17 protein-coding genes and 1 other RNA gene are annotated in these 20573 nt (G+C 34.6%); 7 read left to right on the forward strand and 11 right to left on the reverse strand.

Annotated features, from left to right (window positions below; all coding sequences use genetic code 11):
- Nucleotides 1-39: 39 nt before the first annotated feature.
- Entirely contained in the window at nt 40-1107 is a 1068-nt protein-coding gene (gene rseP, locus AAGD53_RS03835; protein ID WP_341763410.1) for an RIP metalloprotease RseP, read from the reverse strand.
- 279 nt (nt 1108-1386) lie between these two features.
- Here rseP and nusB point away from each other — a divergent pair, with 279 nt between their 5' ends.
- Both nusB and AAGD53_RS07750 read left to right on the forward strand, forming a co-directional pair.
- The gene (gene nusB, locus AAGD53_RS03840) at nt 1387-1884 is read left to right on the forward strand and encodes a transcription antitermination factor NusB (protein ID WP_341763355.1); all 498 of its coding nucleotides are present in this window, start codon (nt 1387-1389) and stop codon (nt 1882-1884) included.
- Nucleotides 1874-2713 carry an SAM-dependent methyltransferase gene (locus AAGD53_RS07750; RefSeq protein WP_410521120.1) on the forward strand — a complete coding sequence of 280 codons (840 nt, stop codon included), beginning with the start codon at nt 1874-1876 and terminating at the stop codon, nt 2711-2713. The genes nusB and AAGD53_RS07750 overlap by 11 nt, the downstream gene beginning before the upstream one ends.
- Nucleotides 2714-2748: 35 nt before the next feature.
- Here the strand turns inward: AAGD53_RS07750 and dnaJ are convergent, their stop codons facing one another.
- The 3 genes from dnaJ to AAGD53_RS03865 all read right to left on the reverse strand — a co-directional run bounded on the left by dnaJ (nt 2749) and on the right by AAGD53_RS03865 (nt 7006).
- Nucleotides 2749-3876: a molecular chaperone DnaJ gene (gene dnaJ, locus AAGD53_RS03855; RefSeq protein ID WP_341760983.1), complete on the reverse strand. Its 1128-nt coding sequence runs from the start codon at nt 3874-3876 to the stop codon at nt 2749-2751.
- A 372-nt stretch (nt 3877-4248) separates the two neighbouring features.
- On the reverse strand, nt 4249-6135 hold the full coding sequence (gene dnaK, locus AAGD53_RS03860) for a molecular chaperone DnaK (protein WP_341763357.1): 1887 nt from the start codon (nt 6133-6135) through the stop codon (nt 4249-4251).
- A 247-nt stretch (nt 6136-6382) separates the two neighbouring features.
- Nucleotides 6383-7006, reverse strand: a complete 624-nt coding sequence (locus AAGD53_RS03865) for a hypothetical protein (protein ID WP_341763358.1) — start codon at nt 7004-7006, stop codon at nt 6383-6385.
- A 119-nt stretch (nt 7007-7125) separates the two neighbouring features.
- Here AAGD53_RS03865 and rnpB point away from each other — a divergent pair.
- The 3 genes from rnpB to gyrA all read left to right on the forward strand — a co-directional run bounded on the left by rnpB (nt 7126) and on the right by gyrA (nt 11941).
- An RNA gene (gene rnpB, locus AAGD53_RS03870) (RNase P RNA component class A) lies at nt 7126-7527 on the forward strand.
- Nucleotides 7528-7659: 132 nt separating this feature from the next.
- Entirely contained in the window at nt 7660-8922 is a 1263-nt protein-coding gene (locus tag AAGD53_RS03875) for a hypothetical protein (RefSeq protein WP_341763359.1), read from the forward strand.
- 379 nt (nt 8923-9301) lie between these two features.
- Nucleotides 9302-11941 (forward strand): DNA topoisomerase (ATP-hydrolyzing) subunit A, encoded by a 2640-nt coding sequence (gene gyrA / locus AAGD53_RS03880; protein ID WP_410521126.1) that lies wholly within the window; start codon nt 9302-9304, stop codon nt 11939-11941.
- 35 nt (nt 11942-11976) lie between these two features.
- Here the strand turns inward: gyrA and AAGD53_RS03885 are convergent, their stop codons facing one another.
- Together AAGD53_RS03885 and AAGD53_RS03890 are read right to left on the reverse strand one after the other, a co-directional pair.
- Nucleotides 11977-13425: an autotransporter domain-containing protein gene (locus AAGD53_RS03885; protein WP_341763361.1), complete on the reverse strand. Its 1449-nt coding sequence runs from the start codon at nt 13423-13425 to the stop codon at nt 11977-11979.
- A complete protein-coding gene (locus AAGD53_RS03890; protein WP_341763362.1) occupies nt 13412-13831 on the reverse strand; it encodes a hypothetical protein in 420 nt (139 codons plus the stop codon). Before AAGD53_RS03890 ends, AAGD53_RS03885 begins: the two co-directional genes overlap by 14 nt.
- Before the next feature lie 167 nt (nt 13832-13998).
- Between AAGD53_RS03890 and queA the strand changes: the two genes are divergently transcribed.
- On the forward strand, nt 13999-15033 hold the full coding sequence (gene queA / locus AAGD53_RS03895; RefSeq protein WP_341763363.1) for a tRNA preQ1(34) S-adenosylmethionine ribosyltransferase-isomerase QueA: 1035 nt from the start codon (nt 13999-14001) through the stop codon (nt 15031-15033).
- Nucleotides 15034-15088: 55 nt separating this feature from the next.
- Here queA and rsmD read toward each other — a convergent pair whose 3' ends face one another.
- The 5 genes from rsmD to AAGD53_RS03920 form a co-directional block, all read right to left on the reverse strand.
- Nucleotides 15089-15652 (reverse strand): 16S rRNA (guanine(966)-N(2))-methyltransferase RsmD, encoded by a 564-nt coding sequence (gene rsmD, locus AAGD53_RS03900; protein WP_341763364.1) that lies wholly within the window; start codon nt 15650-15652, stop codon nt 15089-15091.
- Nucleotides 15649-16347 (reverse strand): pseudouridine synthase, encoded by a 699-nt coding sequence (locus AAGD53_RS03905; protein ID WP_341763411.1) that lies wholly within the window; start codon nt 16345-16347, stop codon nt 15649-15651. Before AAGD53_RS03905 ends, rsmD begins: the two co-directional genes overlap by 4 nt.
- Before the next feature lie 307 nt (nt 16348-16654).
- Nucleotides 16655-16984, reverse strand: a complete 330-nt coding sequence (locus AAGD53_RS03910) for a type II toxin-antitoxin system PemK/MazF family toxin (protein WP_341762260.1) — start codon at nt 16982-16984, stop codon at nt 16655-16657.
- A complete protein-coding gene (locus AAGD53_RS03915) occupies nt 16978-17214 on the reverse strand; it encodes an AbrB/MazE/SpoVT family DNA-binding domain-containing protein (RefSeq protein WP_341762261.1) in 237 nt (78 codons plus the stop codon). Before AAGD53_RS03915 ends, AAGD53_RS03910 begins: the two co-directional genes overlap by 7 nt.
- Before the next feature lie 290 nt (nt 17215-17504).
- Nucleotides 17505-18365, reverse strand: a complete 861-nt coding sequence (locus tag AAGD53_RS03920; RefSeq protein WP_341762262.1) for a DUF1189 family protein — start codon at nt 18363-18365, stop codon at nt 17505-17507.
- Between the two features lie 105 nt (nt 18366-18470).
- On the opposite strand from AAGD53_RS03920, the gene tkt reads away from it, so the two are divergent.
- A complete protein-coding gene (tkt, locus tag AAGD53_RS03925) occupies nt 18471-20507 on the forward strand; it encodes a transketolase (protein ID WP_341762263.1) in 2037 nt (678 codons plus the stop codon).
- Nucleotides 20508-20573: the final 66 nt, after the last annotated feature.

The raw sequence follows: 20573 nt of genomic DNA on the forward strand, positions 1-20573 counted from the left end.
GAACCTTCTTTTGTTTGGTTTTATAAGTCATACTAAAATTTAAAATACTAAGTTTTTTATATCATTTGACAAGGAAATTACAATAAGAAAAATAATTATCCCCATACCTAGTCTTAGTATAACATTTTTTATAGATGCACTAAGTGGTTTGCCAAATATTATTTGATATATTATAAATAATAAATGTCCACCATCAAGAACTGGAATCGGTAGCAAATTAAGTAAACCTAGATTAATTGATATCATGGCTACAAATAGTGCGAAATTTGCTACCCCTTGTTCTAAAGATTTCCCTGACTCCTTAGCAATGGCAATTGGTCCCCCAATCTCATTTAAAGATCTTGTACCCATTAGCATTTGTCCAAAGTTTCTTAAAATTAAGTTGGAAATATAAATAACATCTTTCGATCCTTGATAGATACTTTGAAAAATATTCATTTTTATAAAAATAGGTTCATTCTTAGCAATAACTCCTATATAAGGTCTTTTTATCTCAGGTTGATCATCCAGTTTTTGACTAATCTCCTTTGGAGTTATAACAATATTAATAATCTCATCATGTCTTTCAACTAAAAGATTGATGGGTTTAGTCCCGCTCATGAATATATTTTTCTGTAAATCGACAAAACTATCAATTTTATTAGTGCCAATCATAATAACTTTATCATTTTCCATAAGGCCAGCTAGTTCAGCGGGGGAATTAGCCACCACTTCACCAATTACAGGAGCTATCTCTACTTGACCATGGGAAAAATAAATAGTTGTGAATATGAGAATGGCTAACAAGTAATTAGCTATAGGTCCAGCAGCTATAATTAAGAATTGAACCCATAGAGGCTTGCTAAGAAAAGCTAGAGGTCTATGACCCTGTGCATCTTCAAGTGTTGCAGGGTCAAATCCATAAATTTTAACGTAACCACCGAAGGGTAGGGTGCAAATTTTCCATTTTACGCCATCTTTGTCTATTTTAGAGAATAGTTCCTTACCAAAACCTATCGAGAATTCCTCAACCTTTACTCCAAATATTTTAGCTATGTAATAATGACCAAACTCATGAATAAAGACTAATAAGCTGATTGTTAGAATAAATCCGAATATTGATAACATACCACTCATTATTTTTTAAATTAGGTTTACTAAATTATGCTTTTTTGCTATAGCTAATATACTCGATAATTAAGTTTTTCCTTAACCGTCATCGCGAGGCATCTTTAGATGCCGTGGCGATCCAGGTAAACAGCGAAGCTGTTTTTTTAGAGTAACGCTTCGCGTATCCTAGATTGCCGCGTCGCCGCTTCTCGCTAATAGACGTATTTTTTAATAATTTTAAAAAACTTGATTATCGAGTAATAGATTAAATATGTTACCAATACATCAAAAATTTTTATGACCTCAACCAAGATTAGTACCAAAACAATAGCACGTATTGCTGCAGTACAAGCAATTTATCAGTATAAACCGGAGAATCCTGATCAAAACATAGACCGGATCATGCAACAAATTGTCCAATTCTATCAAGATGAACGAGTAGCTAATGATTTAACAACCAATTTCAATAAACCAATAAAAGTAAAGCTAAGTATAAGCTATTTTGAATTGTTAGTAAAGTCTGTAGTTCTAAATTTACCTCAAATTGATAAGACGATATCAAGGCATTTGACATCGGAATGGCAAATTACCAGCTTACCTGTTTTGCTTCTTGCTCTCTTGCGTGTGGCAATTTGTGAATTACAATTTCTTCCAAATGTTCCAAGTAAAGTGGTAATTAATGAATTCACCGACATTACAAGTGATATGTTGAATGAAAACGAGGTTGGTTTTGTTAATTCTGTATTGGATAGAATTGCTAAAAAATCTAGTGAGATCATGTGTCATGACATCTAATATATTAGGGTTTAGAGGTAAATTTGTTGCCGTTAAAACTGCAAAAAAGCGTAAAAATTCGTCAAAAAAGTGGCTCACACGCCAATTAAATGATCCATATGTTTCTAAAGCAAAGCTTGATGGTTATAGGTCTAGGTCAGCTTATAAGTTGCTGGAAATCCATGAAAAATTTAATCTGTTAAAACCAGGGATGAAATTAGTCGATTTAGGTGCTGCACCAGGTGGGTGGAGTCAAGTAGCTAGCAAAATTATTAGACTTCCTGCAGAATTCGCTTTTGCTGAGGAATTTGTAGGAGACACGGAACCTCGACCCGCAGCGTACTCAAATGTACGTGAGGAGCAGAGTACCGGTATCACGCACAAATTACCAGCAAAAGTAGAATTCTGCAGGAAGTCTATTAAATCTGATGAATCTAGTGGTAATAATAGCACGATAATTGCAGTTGATTTGCTTGACATTGAGCCAATTATTGGTGTACATTGCTTACAAAAAGACTTTTATGCTGAAGATACCAAAGAGATTATTATAAAGATGCTCTATGGTAGTGCTGATGTGGTAGTGAGTGATATGGCTGCTAATACGACGGGGCATGCAACAACTGACCATATTCGGACTCTTGACTTATGTGAACACGCCCTTGACTTTGCCTTAAAAATTCTAAGACCTGGGGGGCATTTTATTGCCAAAATTTTTCGAGGTGGTACGGAGAATAATGTGCTAAACAGAGTTAAACTTAATTTTCATAAGGTCAAGCATTTTAAACCATCTTCTAGTCGTAAAGAGTCAGTAGAGGTTTATTTAATTGCTTTAAATAGGAAATCTGAATGACAGTTAAGGAAAAACTTGATTATCTGGATAAAATTTCATGACCATAAGTTTTTCATTTTATTAAAAAAACTAGCGTCATCCTCATCTTTGTCGCTTGTAAATTCTTTATCCAGCAATTCTAGTAATTCTTTTTGTTTTTTAGTAAGATTCTTTGGTATCTCAATATGTATGTGGGCAAACATATAACCTCTAATGCTTGATCTAACCTTAGACATACCTTTGCCTTTTAACCTAAGTTGTTCGCCATTTTGTGTACCAGCGGGTATTTGTAATTTTACCTTACCACCTTCTATATCTGGAACTTCTACTTCTCCACCTAAAATAGCTTTAATAAAGCTAATTGGTAGTCTGCAATGCAAATTAATTCCATCAACTTTATAGAGGTCATGCGGTTTAATAGTAATAAAAATATACAAATCCCCGTTATTTCCTCCTCGCACTCCGGCATCTCCTTCACCCATAAGCCTTATTCTAGTACCTTCTTCAATACCAGCTGGAATATTTACTAATAAATTTCTATGTTGTGAGTAACGCCCCTGACCATAACATTTTTTGCATGGATTTTTAATGATTTGTCCTGCACCTTGGCATTTTGCACAAGTTTGTTTAAATGTCAAGAAGCCTTCTTGTCTTCTGGTAACCCCTTGTCCTGCACAAGCGTCGCATTCGGTCATTCCGGCATTACTTTCTGATCCGCTGCCATTACATGTTTGGCATTTTACTTCACTGGTAAAACTAATATTTTTGTCGATACCACGAAATGCTTCTTGCAAAGTAACTGTGATATCATATTTTAGATCTGAGCCTCTAATGGTAGTTGATGGTCGTTGTCTTCTTGCCCCGCCACCCATAAAATCATTAAAAAACTCACCAAATATATCATTTATATCAGGTCCACTATTGTTATGTCTTCCAGCTGACGATGCTGCACCTGAATTCTGAAAGGCATCATGTCCAAAACGATCATAGGCAGCTCTTTTTTGTTCATCTTTTAAGATATCATAAGCACTGCTTATTTCCTTGAACTTTTTTTCTGCTTGTTTATCCTGTGTATTACGGTCAGGATGATATTGCATCGCCAATTTATGATAAGCTTTTTTTAGCTCTTCCTGGGTAGCAGTTTTACTAACCCCAAGTATTTGGTAATAATCTTTTGTCGACATAATAAGAATATATGATTTTTAATTTAGTTTAAATTATCCTTTTTAGCAGCCTCACCATGAGGGGTGATGTCCACAACTGTTGAAAGTTAAAAGATCGTCATCGCGATGAGCTTTGTAAGCCCTAAACCGTCTATTAGCGAGGAGTCGCTGTAAGCGACGACGTGGCAATCTTGTGAAGAAGAGCTTACTTCATGAGATCGCCACGGCGTCTATCGACGCTTCGCGATGACGGTTTTTTAACTTTCAACAGTTGTGGGATTGCCACGCTCACGTACGTTCGCTCGCTAATAGACGGTTTAAGCCTTACAACAGCACTTTGCTAATAGACGATTTTTTAACTTTCAACAGTTATGGGGTGACATCCAAAAATTCCTACTTGTTACTGACATCTTCGTAGTTAGCATCAACTACTTTGTCATCATTCGTTTCAGGTTTTTCCTCACTATGATCATCTGGCTGAGATTTATACATAGCTTCTCCTATTTTCATACTACTAGCCATAAGAGCATCAGTTTTTGCTTTAATTTGCTCAAGATTATCAGACTCTAAAGCTGCTTTTAACTCTGTTATGCTATTTTCTACTTCTTGTTTATCACTAGCTGATATTTTACTATCATGTTCTTTTAGAGTTTTTTCTGTTGAATAAATTAAGCTATCAGCACTATTTTTAGCCTCAATTAATTCACGACGCTTTTTATCATCCTCAGCATTTTTTTCTGCATCTTTTACCATTTGTTCAATTTCCGTATCGCTAAGACCTCCAGAAGCTTGAATAGTTACTTTTTGTTCCTTACCACTAGCTTTATCCTTGGCAGAAACATGCACTATACCATTAACGTCTATATCAAAAGTTACTTCAATTTGCGGTAATCCTCGTGGTGCAGGCGGAATGCCATCAAGATTAAATTGGCCAAGTATCTTATTATCAGATGCCATTTCCCGTTCACCTTGGAATACCCTAATCGTTACAGCATGCTGGTTATCATCAGCAGTAGAGAATACCTGACTCTTTTTAGTCGGAATAGTAGTATTACGATCAATCAGCCTAGTAAATACCCCACCAAGAGTTTCAATACCTAAAGATAAAGGGGTGACGTCTAGCAATAATATATCAGTAACTTCTTTATTTAACACTCCTCCCTGAATAGCAGCACCTAGAGCCACGACTTCATCAGGGTTAACTCCTCTATGTGGTTCACGACCAAAGAATTCCTTTACTTTCTCAATAACTTTTGGCATTCTAGTCATACCGCCAACAAGTACTACTTCTTGAATATCCGAAGCTTTTAGCCCAGCATCTTTTAAAGCTTTCTTACATGGTTCTATTGTATCATCAATTAATGTTGCCACTAAGGATTCTAATTTCGCCCTAGTAAATTTTATATTTAAATGCTTAGGACCTGAGCTATCAGCCGTAATATATGGCAAATTAACATCAGTTTGAGGTACAGATGATAATTCTTTTTTAGCTTTTTCAGCAGCTTCTTTCAGACGTTGCAAAGCTAAAGGATCTTTGCGTAAATCTATACCACTTTCTTTCTTAAATTCATCAATTAAATAATCTAGAATTCTAGAATCAAAATCTTCACCACCAAGGAAAGTATTACCGTTGGTAGATTTAACTTCAAATACACCGTTACCTATCTCTAAAATTGATACATCGAACGTACCACCACCAAGATCATAAACTGCAATTATTTTGCTCTCAGCTTTATCGAAACCATATGCTAAAGCGGCTGCTGTTGGTTCATTGATTATCCTTAATACTTCCAAACCAGCAATTTTGCCAGCATCTTTGGTTGCTTGGCGCTGTGCGTCGTTAAAATATGCTGGTACAGTAATGACTGCTTGTGTTACCTTCTCACCAAGATAATTCTCAGCTGTTTCTTTCATTTTTTGTAAAATGAAAGCACTAATTTGGCTTGGAGAATATTTTTCGCCCTTAACTTCAACCCAAGCATCGTTATTAGCAGCTTTTACTATCTTGTATGGTACAAGATCTTGGTCTTTTTTTACCATAGGATCAGAGAAACCTCTACCTATCAATCTTTTAATACCGTATAAAGTATTTTGTGGATTGGTTACAGCTTGACGTTTTGCTGAATCTCCAATTAATTTTTCACCGTCATTACCAAATCCTACCATTGAAGGAGTAGTCCTAACTCCTTCAGCATTTGCTATGACTCTTGGCTCTTTTCCTTCCATTACTGCGACGCAAGAATTTGTTGTTCCTAAATCTATACCTATGATCTTCGCCATATACACTCCTAATCCCAATTTAATAAATCAATTTGATAAGTTTTGATATAGTGTCTCCTCGTTTATTTTACAAGAGGTAGCTGTGAAAAAAAGTTATATACTCGGTGAACTTCAAGAATTGGCGTCGTCGTGTCTAAAGATCTCCGCTGCTCACGTACTAATGTACGCTCCGCTGCTCGACTTTGACACTCCTAGCTCTTCTTGAAGTTGACCTTCGTCTACCAACTATTCATTTACGAGCAGTATATCATGTCCTTATCACTGGAGCAGAACATTTGGACGAGTCACCTATTTCACTTTGTACATTTCTACGATTTTGAATACCCCTAATTCTCTCTTTATTAGAATTTTCTTTTACCTCGATTAATCCTTGTGTAAGATATTTTAATCTAGAACTTTCAGTATAAAGAACCATATATTTAAAAAACTTGGTATATTTACCTACTAGCTTATTACCACCATTCCAATACATATCCTCAATCATCAGCATCTCGTTAGGTTTTAACTTATCCCAAGACTTGCCATAAATATTTTTTAGCTCTAGGCGATTAACAGCACTCTTACAATCATATATCATTCGAGATTGTTGTATTGTAATAGCTTTATCGCCATTATAAACTTTGTCAAATGATAAAGAACCTTGGAATATTGTCTGCCACACAATTTTTGCTCTTGGATTATCCATGTTAAAGCCTATCCCTATAGTGTTGTACCCCTTAATATCTTTATATACTTGTAATATTTCATTTTCATTACCTTTAATAAAAGTAAATACCATTTCTTGGTAAAATTGTAGATATTTTGGGTCAGAAAGATTTAATCCATATAATTTATCCCGTAATTCAGCGGCAAATTTTATACTCACTACCATAAATTTAACTTATTATCTTGAAAATATCAATAATAACAGGTTTTTAACTAGCACTAAGCATCCTAGAAGAATAATTTTAAATAATCATTGACGGAAAGATTATTTCAGAACATAATCACTTCGATGGTCGTGCAGTTGCGTAAATATCTATACTAGAATTTACGAGGAAAGTCCGGACTCTACAGAGATATGGTGCTGGTTAACGTCCAGCGGAAGAGTAATCTTTTAGGGAAAGTGCCGCAGAAAATATACCGCCAAACTTTGTTATCAAATTTTGGTAAGGGTGAAATGGTGTGGTAAGAGCATACCGGTAGGTTGGTAACAAGCTACGCATGGTAAACCCCACCAAGAGCAAGATCAAATAGGCATTACAGAACTTACGTGTTCCTAGGCATCTCTGACTAGAAGTAATGTGGGTGGATCGCTTGAGATAAATGGTAATATTTATCCTAGATAAATAACTGCAGTAGATAATAGAAATATTATTTATACAAAATCCGGCTTATAGACCATCATATTTGAAACCTCAGTTTTGGATTAAAATTTTTAATTTTAATCCAAAACTGGCTGGAATATCAGAATAAATTGTGAACATGAATTGCTGTACAGAGTTTTTGCGTAAATATTACCCTGTCATTTTGTGTTTATTTTTAATGTCTTTACATTTTGCCTCTGCCTATCCTGGTGGTATGTCATATGACAGTTTCGATCAATATGGGCAGAGTATTAATAAAAACTATTTCTCTCATCACCCACCGTTAATGTCAATGGTGTGGTCTTTACTTCACTATATTTACCAAGGTCCGCAGACGATGCTACTATTAAATTTAGCATTATTGTGGGGTGGAATATTATTACTTCTTTACGCTGATCAACAAAATAAATACAGATGGCTTTACTTATTAATACCATTTCTACCTAATATATTATCCCAATCTGGAACAATTTGGAAAGATGTAGCTTTTGCCTTTGGTAGTTTCTTTGTAGTAGCTACTTGTATTTTTTATACTTATCGCCGAAAACCTGCTTCTTTGTTGGTAGTTATTGGATTATTGTTAATTGTTTTTTATATTGTTGGTGTTAAATTTCAAGCACAATTTATAGCTCCAATTTTGATTTTGTTTGTATTGTCAATTTATCTTAAAACTAGCTTGTTAATAAGAATAATACTAACCTGCATCATTTCGCTATTAATAATATATGGTAATGCTAAACTTACTAAGCATTTTTCCACTGAAAGTCATTCAGAGCAATTACGTCAATTATTTGATATTGCTGGAGTAAGTGTTGCTATCAATAATGATGATTTAGTGCCAAAATATGTTAAAGAAGACCAAGATTTATATAGTTTTGAGAAGCTTAAAGTTCATTACACTCCTAGACGGGTTGATCCATTAATTTTTGATGATACTAGGATTTATGCCTTTACAGCAGATCCTGTAAAGTTACAAGAAATGGAATCTGCTTATAAACAAGCCATCACTTACTATCCACTAGATTTTCTTAAACATCGTACAATGAATTTTGTTATGTTAATGAAAAACTGGGGATTCCATCATTACGCCTTTATTGAACTTAACGAAGCTCAAAAACATGGTATGGATATTAAAAAGAATTACTTAAAAAATTGGACAATTAAATATTTAAAATTATATCCAAAGATTTTAACAATAAATCTTATTAGTTTTATATTAATATTTGTATATTTATCTATTCTAACAAATAAACAATCGAATAGTCCAGAGAAAGTTATTTTGGCATATATCGTAGCAATATCTATTGTTTTTTCAATAGTACTATTTTTTGCTACCATGGCATGTGATTACCGTTATTACTATGTTATAAGAATTTTAACATTATTTAGCCTGCCGATTTATTTGAAATTCAGGCAATCTAAAAAAAGATGTTATGTATAGCTAACCATAGTAAAATGGCGTCATTGCGAGGAGGCATGAGCCGACGAAGCAATCCATAAAAGTGATTAAAAATGGATATCATACTTTTAACTTACAATTGCTTCGTCGCTGCATCGCAGCTCCTCGCAATGACGTCTCGAGCTTTTAAACTTGTCCCTATCTATTTAATTCCTTTTTTTTCCTCAACTGGGGAATCTGTTCTTCGGGTTATAGCTACACTTGGAAAAAAATAGCTTTTCCAGCTAGTCTACGCTCATTCAGCAATAGATTTTTTTCCGAATATGTAATATACTTAAACTATTCTAATTAATAAATGTAGGTTCTAACTGTGACTAATTTAGATCGTCAAAACTCAATATCTGTTAACATTGAAGATGAAATGAAGGGATCGTACTTAGATTACGCGATGAGTGTAATCGTCAGTAGAGCCATTCCAGATGTACGTGATGGTCTAAAGCCAGTGCATCGCAGAATCCTTTATGCAATGTATGAAGCATCTAATTACTTTAACAAACCTTATCGTAAGTCAGCAAGAACTGTCGGTGATGTGATGGGTAAATACCATCCGCATAGTGATGCTGCAATTTATGACTCATTAGTGAGGCTGGCACAGGACTTTTCTTTAAGAGTACTGCTCGTTGATGGGCAGGGTAATTTTGGTTCAAGAGATGGTGATGCTGCCGCTGCTATGAGGTATACAGAGTCAAGACTTGCTAAAGTTGCTCATACATTGCTCGAAGATATTGATAAAGAAACCATTGATTTTACGCCAAATTATGATGGTTCTGAAAAAGAACCATTGGTACTACCATCAATGTTTCCCAATCTCTTGGTAAACGGAACTAATGGTATTGCTGTTGGCATGGCTACCAATATTCCTCCTCATAATCTTGGAGAAATAATTGATGCTTGCTGCCTATATGTTGATAATAACGATGTAGAAATATTAGAACTTATGACCGTAGTTAAAGGCCCTGACTTTCCTACTGCTGGTATAGTACTTGGTACAAGCGGTATTAGGTCGGCTTATTTAACGGGTAGGGGGAGTATTTTAACTAGAGGACGCAGCGAAATTGAAGAGATATCTAATAATAGACAGGCTATTATTATTACAGAAATACCATATATGGTTAATAAAGCTAAATTGGTTGAAAAAATTGCCGAACTAGTCAAGGAAAAACGTATTGAAGGTATCAGTGATCTTAGAGATGAATCAAATAAGGATGGTATTCGAGTAGTAATTGAAATAAAGAAAGATGCTGTAACAGAAGTGGTGCTGAATCAAATATATTCCTATACCCAGCTACAAACTAGTTTTGGTGTGATTATGTTAGCTCTAAGAGATGGGCTACCAGAAGTTATGAACTTAAAAGAAGTGATAGCTGCTTTTGTCAATTTTAGAGAAATAGTAATAACTCGCAGGACGATATATTTGTTAAATAAGGCTCGTGATAAGGCGCATATTTTATTGGGACTAATGATTGCTGTTAGTAATATTGATGAGGTTATTAGAATAATTAAATCTTCAAATGATCCGGCAAGTGCTAAAGAGCAACTAATGCAAAGAACTTGGGATGCGTCATCTATAATAGATCTAGTAAAACTTGTTGATGATAGAGCAATGATAGCAGATGATGGTAAATGTTATTTTACTGAAACACAAACAAAAGCAATTCTTGAAATGCGATTGCAACGTTTAACTGCTATGGAGAAAAATAAATTAGAAAATGATCTTGCAGAACTAGCTACGGAGATTAGCGGTTATACTGACATTCTAGCATCACGTGAGAAACTTCTAGATATCCTAAAAAATGAGTTAATTAGAATCAAAGATGAGTTCGCTACCCCCCGCCTTACTAGCATTGAATTAGGTGACTTTGATCAAGATATTGAGGATCTTATCCAAAGAGAAGAAATGGTTGTAACCGTGACATTGGGCGGTTATATTAAACGTGTACCTCTTGCTACCTATAGAGCACAGAAACGAGGAGGAAAGGGGAGGTCAGGGCTGTCAATGAGGGACGAAGATATTACCACTCAAATATTTGTTGGCAGTACTCACACACCGATGTTGTTTTTCTCAAATACCGGGCAGGTATACAGCTTAAAATTATATAAACTACCACTTGGTAATCCTCAGAGTAAAGGAAGACCAATAGTCAACATTTTACCTTTAAAAGAAGGAGAACGTATAAATAATATTATGCCCTTGCCTGAAAATCAGGATGAGTGGGATAGTTTGAATATTATTTTTGCTACAAGCCAAGGTAACATTAGAAGGAATGATTTATCAGACTTTAAACGTATTCAATCAAATGGCAAAATTGCTATTAGACTTGATGATAATGACCATTTAATAGATGTTAAAGTTTGTAAGGATGAAGACCATGTTTTATTGGCAACCAAAGCTGGTAAAGCTGTAAGATTCCCAGCTAGTTCAGTTAGGGTATTTAAAAGCCGTACTTCTGATGGTGTAAGAGGTATGAGGATTGCTGCTAGTGACTACGTTATTTCTATGACAATATTAAAAGGCATAGCATGTACAATGGAAGAAAGAGAAGCCTATCTATCAATTCCTATAGAGAATAGGTTGTTAATAGCAGGTGGCAAGGAATTTACCCCGGAAGAATTTGGTGTACATTTAAGTAAAGAGCAGATTTTAGAAATGGCTATTTCAGAAGAATTTATTCTTACTGTTAGTGAAAATGGTTTCGGAAAAAGAAGTTCCGCATACGAATATAGGATTACTAACCGTGGTGGTAGCGGTATTGTTAATATGGATGTGTCTGACAAAACTGGATTAGTTGTTGGAGTAATGCCGGTTGATATGTCTGATGAGTTGATGTTAATTACTAATAATGGCAAACTAATTAGGTGTAAACTTGAATCTGTACGTATAACTGGTCGTAATACTAGTGGTGTAATATTATTCAAAACCGAACAAGGAGAAAAAGTAGTTTCTACCGCATTGATTGCTGATAGCCCTGAGGAAGAGGTGGATGTGGATATACTCGAATGATAATATATAATCTGAGTTTGGTTTAATAGTTGAGGCTAGAACGATAATTTTAATTTAAGTGAACCTTGATGGCTTGAATATTTATTATTAGATGCTAAATAGTTATATACTGCCATGATTTCTGTTGCTCCACGTTTTATAGTGATAGTTCCACCAATTTTGTAGTTGTATTTAGTAGGTTTTTCAAGCAGCAATATTTCCTCTCTGCTGCTAGATGGATATGACATGACCTGCATATGAAGCTTCTGCTGCTTATTATGCAAAAACTTTTCGACTTCCATATGCAATCTAGGAATCACTTGGGTAGTATCACTAATCTTCATTGGCATAATTACTTCAAATCCTATAAGCCCCGAAGATCTTCGGCTGTTAGTAGCAGCTACCGATAGACTTTGTTTTTCAAAGCTTGCCTCATATCCAGCAATATCCTGCCCCCCATATTTAAGCCCAATATGGGGGATAATTAAAGCTTTACCAACCTTTGATTTGTAAGCAACTACTAGCTTGCTACTATATGAGCTATTAGCAAATTTAGCTTTAGCTAGCTGGTTTTGTACTGGTAATTTTGCAGAAACATTACCCGAAGCAAGGGAAAGGAATCCTTGTAATATTAGTTTCTCAGACAAGTTAGTTTGACCATACATAAATATTACGTGGGTGTGGGCAGTAAATTTCTCAGTACGATTCTTGTATTTAAAGTTAGAGAGAACATAATTATAAGCTCCTCCAATAATGCTGCCATTAGGTAACTCTAAATCGCCTCCAATAGTTGTGGCACTAGTTCTGCCAGTATAGCTACTTAACAAGCATTTCCCATTATATTTGGTTATACCTATCGTACCACTACCCCACACATTTTTAGGAACAATATCATCTTCATCATCAGCAGCGGGTGGAGAAAGATTGTTTAGATGTTTTAAATCGCTTAATCTTAAATCAATAGATGAGTTTGCGAATTCATGAGACAAGATAATTATTTCATTCAGTGCTAAGGCAATATTTCTCACTGTTTCTTTTTGTTTTTGTAATAATTCTTCCGCTAATGCCACTGTTACCCTTGCTATCTGTGCAACTTTTTCTTGTGGCACTATAGCTTCTGCTGGCGATGTAGGTCCTGCTGGTGGTACTTCTCCTCCTGCTGGTGGTGCTACTTCTCTTCCTGCTGGTGGTGCTACTTCTCTTCCTGCTGGTGGTGCTACTTCTCTTCCTGCTGGCGGTGCTGCTTCTCCTCCTGCTGGCGGTGCTGCTTCTCCTCCTGCTGGCGGTACTACAACAGCTCCATCTCTCCTTGCTGGCGGTGCATGTTCTTCTATATCTACTTGCAAATGATCTTGTGGTACATATACGTGTATTGGTGGTCTTCTAACTTCGTCTCCATCTTCTCTTTGTTGTTGTACATTATTAGGCAATAGAAGTGGGGCAGGATTATGTCCTGCTCCAACTCCTTCTAATCCTGCTTGTTGTGGTATATTAGCTACTGGCACTATTGGTTGTTGTCCATCGGTTGTATCCTCCTGATTTTTTTTTTGTTTTTTCTATATCCACATAAGGTTCATCAGGGGCTATATCATCATAAAATTCAGAGGAAATAAATTCAACATTCAGCTCTTCTAGTGGGAATTCATTTTGCCCTTGTGTTTTTTTACGGTTAAAAAAATTAGCCACCTTAGTTAGGTAAGAGTTGGGTCGGTTAACACCCAACTGTTTTTTAAACTGTTCAAATGTTCGTTTTTCATTAATAACCAATGGAGTATTAAAAAGTTCTACAGCCTTATGCCTAGATGAATCACCAGTTCCATATACCGTAATTGGTGGAATAATTACAGTTCCCAATGCAGATATTACAAATAGCACCTTTGCTATAAGTATTTTAACCTTAGATAAGCACATAGAACCTGTTTTAATAGGTTAAAATACAATAATTGGTATAGAATAGTAGAAAAGAAACCTATAATTGTCTAGCTAATATTACAGTAACACAAGGGATTTGTGAAATAATCATTGACGAGCAGATTATATTAAAACATAATCGCCCCAAAATTTATATGAGAGGTACAATGAAATTATCTGATTTTGATTTTACCTTACCGACTGAATTAATAGCTCAGAAACCAGAAAAAAAACGAGATGAGTCTAATTTGTTGATAGCTGCACCAAATAATCACTTAGTGCAGAGCAAGTTTTATGATATAATTGACTATCTATGCCCTGGTGATTTAATGGTGTTTAATGATAGTAAAGTTATTAAAGCCAAATTGCTATTGAATAAAGATGGGAAAAAGATCGATTTATACCTAAATAAGCCAATAAATAATAATTGTTGGCATGGTTTTGCCAAGCCTTCAAAAAGACTTAATGAAGGAGATCAATTTGATTTTGGTTGCAATAAGATTATCATAAGTAAAAAACTTGTAATGGGGCAGGTTGAGGTCGAATTTTTTCTAGATAATCTCTCAGTTTTTGAATTTTTAGAAAAATACGGTGAAATCCCGCTACCTCCTTATATAAAGAGGCAGGAAAATTTACTAGAAGATAATAATAGATATCAAACAGTCTATAGTAAAAAACTTGGAGCAGTAGCCTCTCCAACTGCAGGGCTACATTTTTCTGATGAATTACTTGCATTAATTAAAGCAAAAAATATTGAAACTGCTTTTATTACTTTGCATGTTGGGGCAGGGACGTTCCTACCAGTTAAAACTGAGGATATTGATCAACATAAAATGCATTCAGAATATTATCATATAGATAAAAAAACTGCAGATATCATTAATAAGGCAAAAAAAGAAAGCCGACGGATAATAGCCGTGGGAACGACGTCCTTACGGGCGTTAGAAAGCAGTAGCATTGATGGACATGGACAAATACAAGACGGAGAATTTGAAACAACCATTTTTATTAGACCGGGATTTAAATTTCAAATTGTTGATATGTTAGTTACCAATTTCCATTTGCCAAAGTCTACATTATTCATGTTAGTTTGTGCATTCGCGGGTTATCAGGAAATAACTGATATCTACAAATATGCTATAGATAAGAGAATGCGGTTTTTTAGTTATGGTGATGCAATGCTTCTTTATAAAAAGTTATAAGAAAGATAAGAATTAATTCAGATTAAACCTAAAGTTTTATTTTCCATAATATATATTATAGAACAGTTTGAAGAATAAGCAATTTACTATCACCGTATATTTTTTCTTTAATTAGCTGTAAAGAATCATCGCTAAAATCATCGCTTTTAGCAAGTTCGACTACAATAATGCTACCATCTTTTAACCATTGACCTTTTTTTAAAGCATTAACTGCCTTCGGTACAAGATTATGATAATATGGAGGGTCAATAAAAATTAAGTCAAAGCTGTGATAAGCCGAAGGTAGAGCTACTGCATTGATATTTAGGAAAGTCATTTTATCCAGCTCACCTATTTTACTAGCAAACTCCTTTGCTACCTGTAAATAATTAGCGTTTATATCAACTAATGTAATTGCTCCAGCTCCTCTAGAACAGCTCTCAAAAGCTAAGCTACCAGTGCCGGCAAATAAATCGAGAACTTTAGACTCCTTGGTAAATAATCTGCCATTACTAAATTCTCCTGAAGTTAGTATACTAAAGATGGCCTCTCGGATTTTCCCTGTGGAAGGACGATAGTTAGAGTTTTTTAAGGTAGGTATGATCCGATTTTTATGTTTGCCTGCTATAATTCTAATCATAAAAATTTCTTAAATTTTTCGAATGGCTGTTCTTTATACTGATTTGGTTGCAAATTACCTAATAAAAAATCTCCATAGCTAATTCTAATTAACCGGTTAACAGTCAAGCCAAAATATTCAAATATCTTTCTAATTTCACGATTTTTACCTTCAGTCAAGACTACTTCAAACCAACAATTTGTTCTGCCTGATTTTATTAATTTAATTGATTTAGGATCATAACGTATTTGATAAATTTCTATATTTTTATAATTTTTTAGCAAAAGATTTGGGTTACCATATGCTCTGACTTTATATACACGTTCTATTTTACTTGATGGTAGCTCAAACTTTCTTGCTAAATCACCATTATTGGTTAGTAATAATAGCCCTTCACTATTGATATCCAGTCGCCCTATTGAGATTACTCTAGGCAGATTCATCTTTGCAAGACTAGCAAATACCGTTTCTCTACCACTTGTATCTTTATGCGAAGTAATGAGTCCAACAGGTTTGTAATATACCCATAAACGCGGAATATGTTGTTGATTTATTAGTTTTCCCGACACCTCAATAACACTAGTTTCATCAACATTGGTTGCTGGTGAATCAATAATAACACCATTTACTTTTACTTGATTATTTTTAATAAGCAGTTCTGCATCACGTCTTGAACATATCCCTGCGTTACTAATCGCTTTTGCTAGTCTTTGTATACTATCCTGTCTCAAATAAACATCCTATATTTTTTACTTACTAGATACGTCATATATGGACGAAGTCCATTGATGGGTTTGGACGGAGTCCATGCCATCATTGCACATAGGCGTCAACTTAAGGAGTCATAAATTGGCTACAACCGTCATCACGAGGCGTCGCAGACGCCGTGGTGATCCAGGTAAACAGCGAAGCTGTTTTTTTAGAGTAACGCTTCGCGTATCCTAGATTGCCGCGTCGGCGATTCCATCGCCTCCTCGCAATGACGAACAACAGCCATTTTATTTGTTTCATAGCAATGTATAACTACAATAATAGTCTTAATTTTGATAATATAACATTTATGAGTATTTTGTCTAATGTAAGAATTTTAGTTGCTGTGCGGGCTTTCCAATCCATAGATCGTACTTGATCGCATAATACTGCTCCCTTTATTTGTTTAAAGTTTATTATCACTTCAAAAGGATAGCCCTTAATTTGACTAGTGATAGGTACAAATAGAGCAAGACCACTCTTAAGGTTATATTTATAAGGAGTAAGAATTACCACTGGTCGTGTTTTTTGAATCTCTTTGCCTTTTTGAGGTTCAAAATTAAGCCAAACTACATCCCCTCTTTCAGGTATGAATGTTACCACGATTCATTACCTACAGCAATGTCATCATTTAATATTTCATGATGACAGTTAGAATCTGTAATATTATCCAATAATATATCTAATTCTGATGTTTCTGTATTGATAATCAAATAGTTATCAGCTGTTTCTAAATTAACAAATGTACCTTGTTGAAAATGTAACTTATCAGCTAGATGTTTAGGAATTCTAATTCCCAAGCTATTTCCCCATTTTTGGATTTGAGTTTGCATAATATCATTAATATTGTTACTGTATAAACAAGTATATACAATAAACCTACATTCTGCAAGTTAAAAATTCTTTTTCGTCATATATGGACGAAGTCCATTGATGGGTTTGGACGGAGTCCATGCCATCATTGCAAGGCACAACTGTCAAAAGTTCAACAAACGTCATTGCGAGAAGCCACTTTAGTGGCGACGTGGCAATCCAAATTACTTATTATATTTTTTGTGGATTGCTTCGTCGGCTCATGCCTCCTCGCAATGACGTTGAAGAATTTTGTGTGCATCACCTAGCCCTATTTACTTCGTATTTGCAACATCCCCAAAAAGAGTAAAAAATAGGCAAACATTTGTATAAAAAATACCATGCCGCTCAATTTTGGTAAAAATATAACGATAATAGGTTGTAATAAAATAGTCACTCCACTTGAAAATAATACTATCCTAGTGCATGTTTGCCAAGAGGATTTAGGCCCAAAATAATTAGTTAACAGATATACTAATATGATAATAAAGCTTTTTTCGAATAAAATTGTTACAAAACGAAAGACTATCATTATTGGCATTAAAATGTAAATAAATACCTTCGGTGCTTGTGTAAGTATCTCGGAGAAATGCTTTTTAATGACTTCTTCAGTTAGAATTTTTCGATCAGAAGTAAATAATTTAGAATATCCAATACTAAATGCACTCTTTTTTTTATCAGTTATTTCAATCGTAGTAAGGGTTATATTATTGCTACTAAAGAGGAGAGGAACTTTAATTTTCTCGCTATAAGGTAGTTGATTCTTTGAGTCTATAACAGCAATTTTATTACCATTTTCATCGAGTAAATATATAGGTTCATCTTGATCAACTGAAATTTTACTACCATCATAATAGATTCTTGGTAACTGTTTTAATATATATTCAATAGTTGTGGTGCTTTTTGTAGAGCGGTTTTCAGTAAAATAATCCGTCAAAGCCAACAAATAATTAAATATAAAAAGACAAAAAATCAATGATGATATAAAAGATACAGTAAATATGTACTTAATTCCATACCCTGTATATGATCTATAAACATCTTGGTAAAAATTTATTGAACTGATTGATAACCGTAATTGATGAAATAAAGTAGTAAACCACGAGAAAACGGATAATAGTTTTGTTGTCATAATATCTATTTTGATGTAGATTCATAAAAAATTTTTATCAATATATTCCAATTCTTGAAACTAGAAAAGTATATATCTTTTAACATAAAAGCGATATTTATCATAATGAAGTTTAATAAAATACCAAAATATTCAGAAGAATATTGCAAATTAAGTGACTGTATTAGAGTTTTAGCAAGTGATAGCATAGAGCATGCCAAGTCAGGGCATCCGGGTATGGTACTTGGCATGGCAGATGTGATGACAGTTTTAGTGTTTGATTTTCTTAAATTCAATCCTAATGATCCAACTTGGTTTGACCGTGATCGCCTAGTTCTATCAGCTGGCCATGGTTCTATGTTACTTTATAGTTTTTATTATTTAACAAATTATAAAAATTTTCACTTAGAAGATTTAAAACAATTCCGAAAATTACATTCAAAAACTCCTGGACATCCAGAATATGGGGCATATGAAGCTATTGAGGCTACTACAGGTCCTTTAGGTCAGGGATTTGCTACTTCAGTGGGTATGGCTATTGGTCAAAAAAAATATCAACAAAAATTGGGCAAAGATCTTAGTGATCATAAGATTTACTGTATAATTGGAGATGGATGCCTAATGGAAGGTATAAGCTACGAGGCTGCTTCTTTAGCTGGGCATTTATGCCTTAATAACCTAATAGTTTTATTTGATGATAATAAAATTTCCATCGATGGCTCTACCAACCTTACCGTATCTGAGGACCATTTGCTTAAATTTACTGCCATGGGTTGGATTACCGAATCTATTGATGGACATGATTTTGAGCAAATTAATGCCAGCTTAACTAGGGCAAAAAATTCTGATAAACCCTACTTCATTGCCTGTCGTACTTTAATTGCCAAAGGTTCTATTAACAAGGTAAATTCAAATGCAGCCCATGGTTCGCCCCTTGGCAAAGACGAAGTTAAATTGCTAAAAGAAAATTTAGGTTTTAAGGATGAAGAGTTTGGTCTGCCAAAAGAATTAAAAGACCTATGGGGCATCGCTTGGCTAAGAAATCAAGTGAGTTATAATAATTGGCAGGAAAACTTTGTTGATATAAGTCAAGAACAAAAAGCGTATTTTAAAGCGTATTTTGCTAGACCTAATATTGATTGTTCTTTTCTTGATAATATCCCTATCCCGATAAAAGATGAAGCAACCCGTAGTTCATCCGGTAGAATTGTAGAAGAATTAAGCAAACTATCTGATAAAATTATTTTTGGATCAGCTGATTTATCATTATCCAATAATATCAAAAATAATCATAGTAAAGTAATCAGTAAAGATGATTTTAGTGGTAACTACATCCATTATGGTGTTCGTGAGAATGCTATGGGTTCTATCATGAACGGACTGTCATTATCAGGATTTCTGCCTGTAGGTGCGACTTTTCTAGCCTTTTCTGATTATATGAAGCCAAGTATGCGACTTTCTGCTATTATGCAGCAACAAGTAATCTATATAATGACTCATGATTCAATCGGTGTAGGAGAAGACGGACCTACTCACCAACCAGTTGAACATCTAGCAGGCCTCCGAAGCTTACCAAATATGATGGTACTACGTCCTGCAGACTATATAGAAACAGCCGAGTCTTGGCGAATTGCACTATCTAATAAACAAGGACCTTCTGTTCTTGCTTTAACAAGACAAGCTGTCCCTCAAGTTACTAAAGTTCAACATAGGGAAAATCAAATAGTTAGCCCCATCAGTTTACAAAATTTATGCTCTAAAGGTGGGTATATATTGTTAGGGAATAATCAAGAAAAAGTAGATGTTGCTATCTTTGCCACAGGTTCTGAATTATCAATTGCTCTAAAAGTACAAGAGCTGCTAACTAACCATGGTTTTAAAGCTGAGGTCATATCAATATTATGTTTTGAGCTATTTTTTAAACAAAAACCTAGCTATATCCAAAATATTTTATCTAGGGGTAACTTAAAAGTGGCTATAGAAGCTGCAAGTAGCTTCGGCTGGCATCGAATCATCGGAGAAAACGGACTGTTTTTTGGAGTCGACCAATTTGGTCTATCTAGTTGTTCTGAAGAGCTATACTCATATTTTGGCCTTACTCCTTCAAATATCCTAGAAAAGATTATTGCAAAAATTAAGGAAATGAAAGGGAGTTATAGCTAACCTAACCTGAGTTTGATGTAAGGCATCGGTTTAATAGTTTAGGGTGTCATCCCACAACTGTTGAAA

Origin of the sequence: Candidatus Tisiphia endosymbiont of Melanophora roralis (assembly GCF_964026575.1) — a bacterium.
Taxonomy (GTDB): domain Bacteria; phylum Pseudomonadota; class Alphaproteobacteria; order Rickettsiales; family Rickettsiaceae; genus Tisiphia.

What these genes read in the sequence shown, in the direction of transcription:
- AAGD53_RS03890 (WP_341763362.1), bottom strand. Translation starts at nt 13,831, where the DNA reads ATGTGCTTATCTAAGGTTAAAATACTTATAGCAAAGGTGCTATTTGTA.
- gyrA (WP_410521126.1), top strand. Translation starts at nt 9,302, where the DNA reads ATGAAGGGATCGTACTTAGATTACGCGATGAGTGTAATCGTCAGTAGA.
- nusB (WP_341763355.1), top strand. Translation starts at nt 1,387, where the DNA reads ATGACCTCAACCAAGATTAGTACCAAAACAATAGCACGTATTGCTGCA.
- tkt (WP_341762263.1), top strand. Translation starts at nt 18,471, where the DNA reads ATGAAGTTTAATAAAATACCAAAATATTCAGAAGAATATTGCAAATTA.
- rseP (WP_341763410.1), bottom strand. Translation starts at nt 1,107, where the DNA reads ATGTTATCAATATTCGGATTTATTCTAACAATCAGCTTATTAGTCTTT.
- dnaJ (WP_341760983.1), bottom strand. Translation starts at nt 3,876, where the DNA reads ATGTCGACAAAAGATTATTACCAAATACTTGGGGTTAGTAAAACTGCT.
- queA (WP_341763363.1), top strand. Translation starts at nt 13,999, where the DNA reads ATGAAATTATCTGATTTTGATTTTACCTTACCGACTGAATTAATAGCT.
- AAGD53_RS03920 (WP_341762262.1), bottom strand. Translation starts at nt 18,365, where the DNA reads ATGACAACAAAACTATTATCCGTTTTCTCGTGGTTTACTACTTTATTT.
- AAGD53_RS03865 (WP_341763358.1), bottom strand. Translation starts at nt 7,006, where the DNA reads ATGGTAGTGAGTATAAAATTTGCCGCTGAATTACGGGATAAATTATAT.
- rsmD (WP_341763364.1), bottom strand. Translation starts at nt 15,652, where the DNA reads ATGATTAGAATTATAGCAGGCAAACATAAAAATCGGATCATACCTACC.
- AAGD53_RS07750 (WP_410521120.1), top strand. Translation starts at nt 1,874, where the DNA reads ATGACATCTAATATATTAGGGTTTAGAGGTAAATTTGTTGCCGTTAAA.
- AAGD53_RS03915 (WP_341762261.1), bottom strand. Translation starts at nt 17,214, where the DNA reads ATGCAAACTCAAATCCAAAAATGGGGAAATAGCTTGGGAATTAGAATT.
- AAGD53_RS03875 (WP_341763359.1), top strand. Translation starts at nt 7,660, where the DNA reads ATGTCTTTACATTTTGCCTCTGCCTATCCTGGTGGTATGTCATATGAC.
- dnaK (WP_341763357.1), bottom strand. Translation starts at nt 6,135, where the DNA reads ATGGCGAAGATCATAGGTATAGATTTAGGAACAACAAATTCTTGCGTC.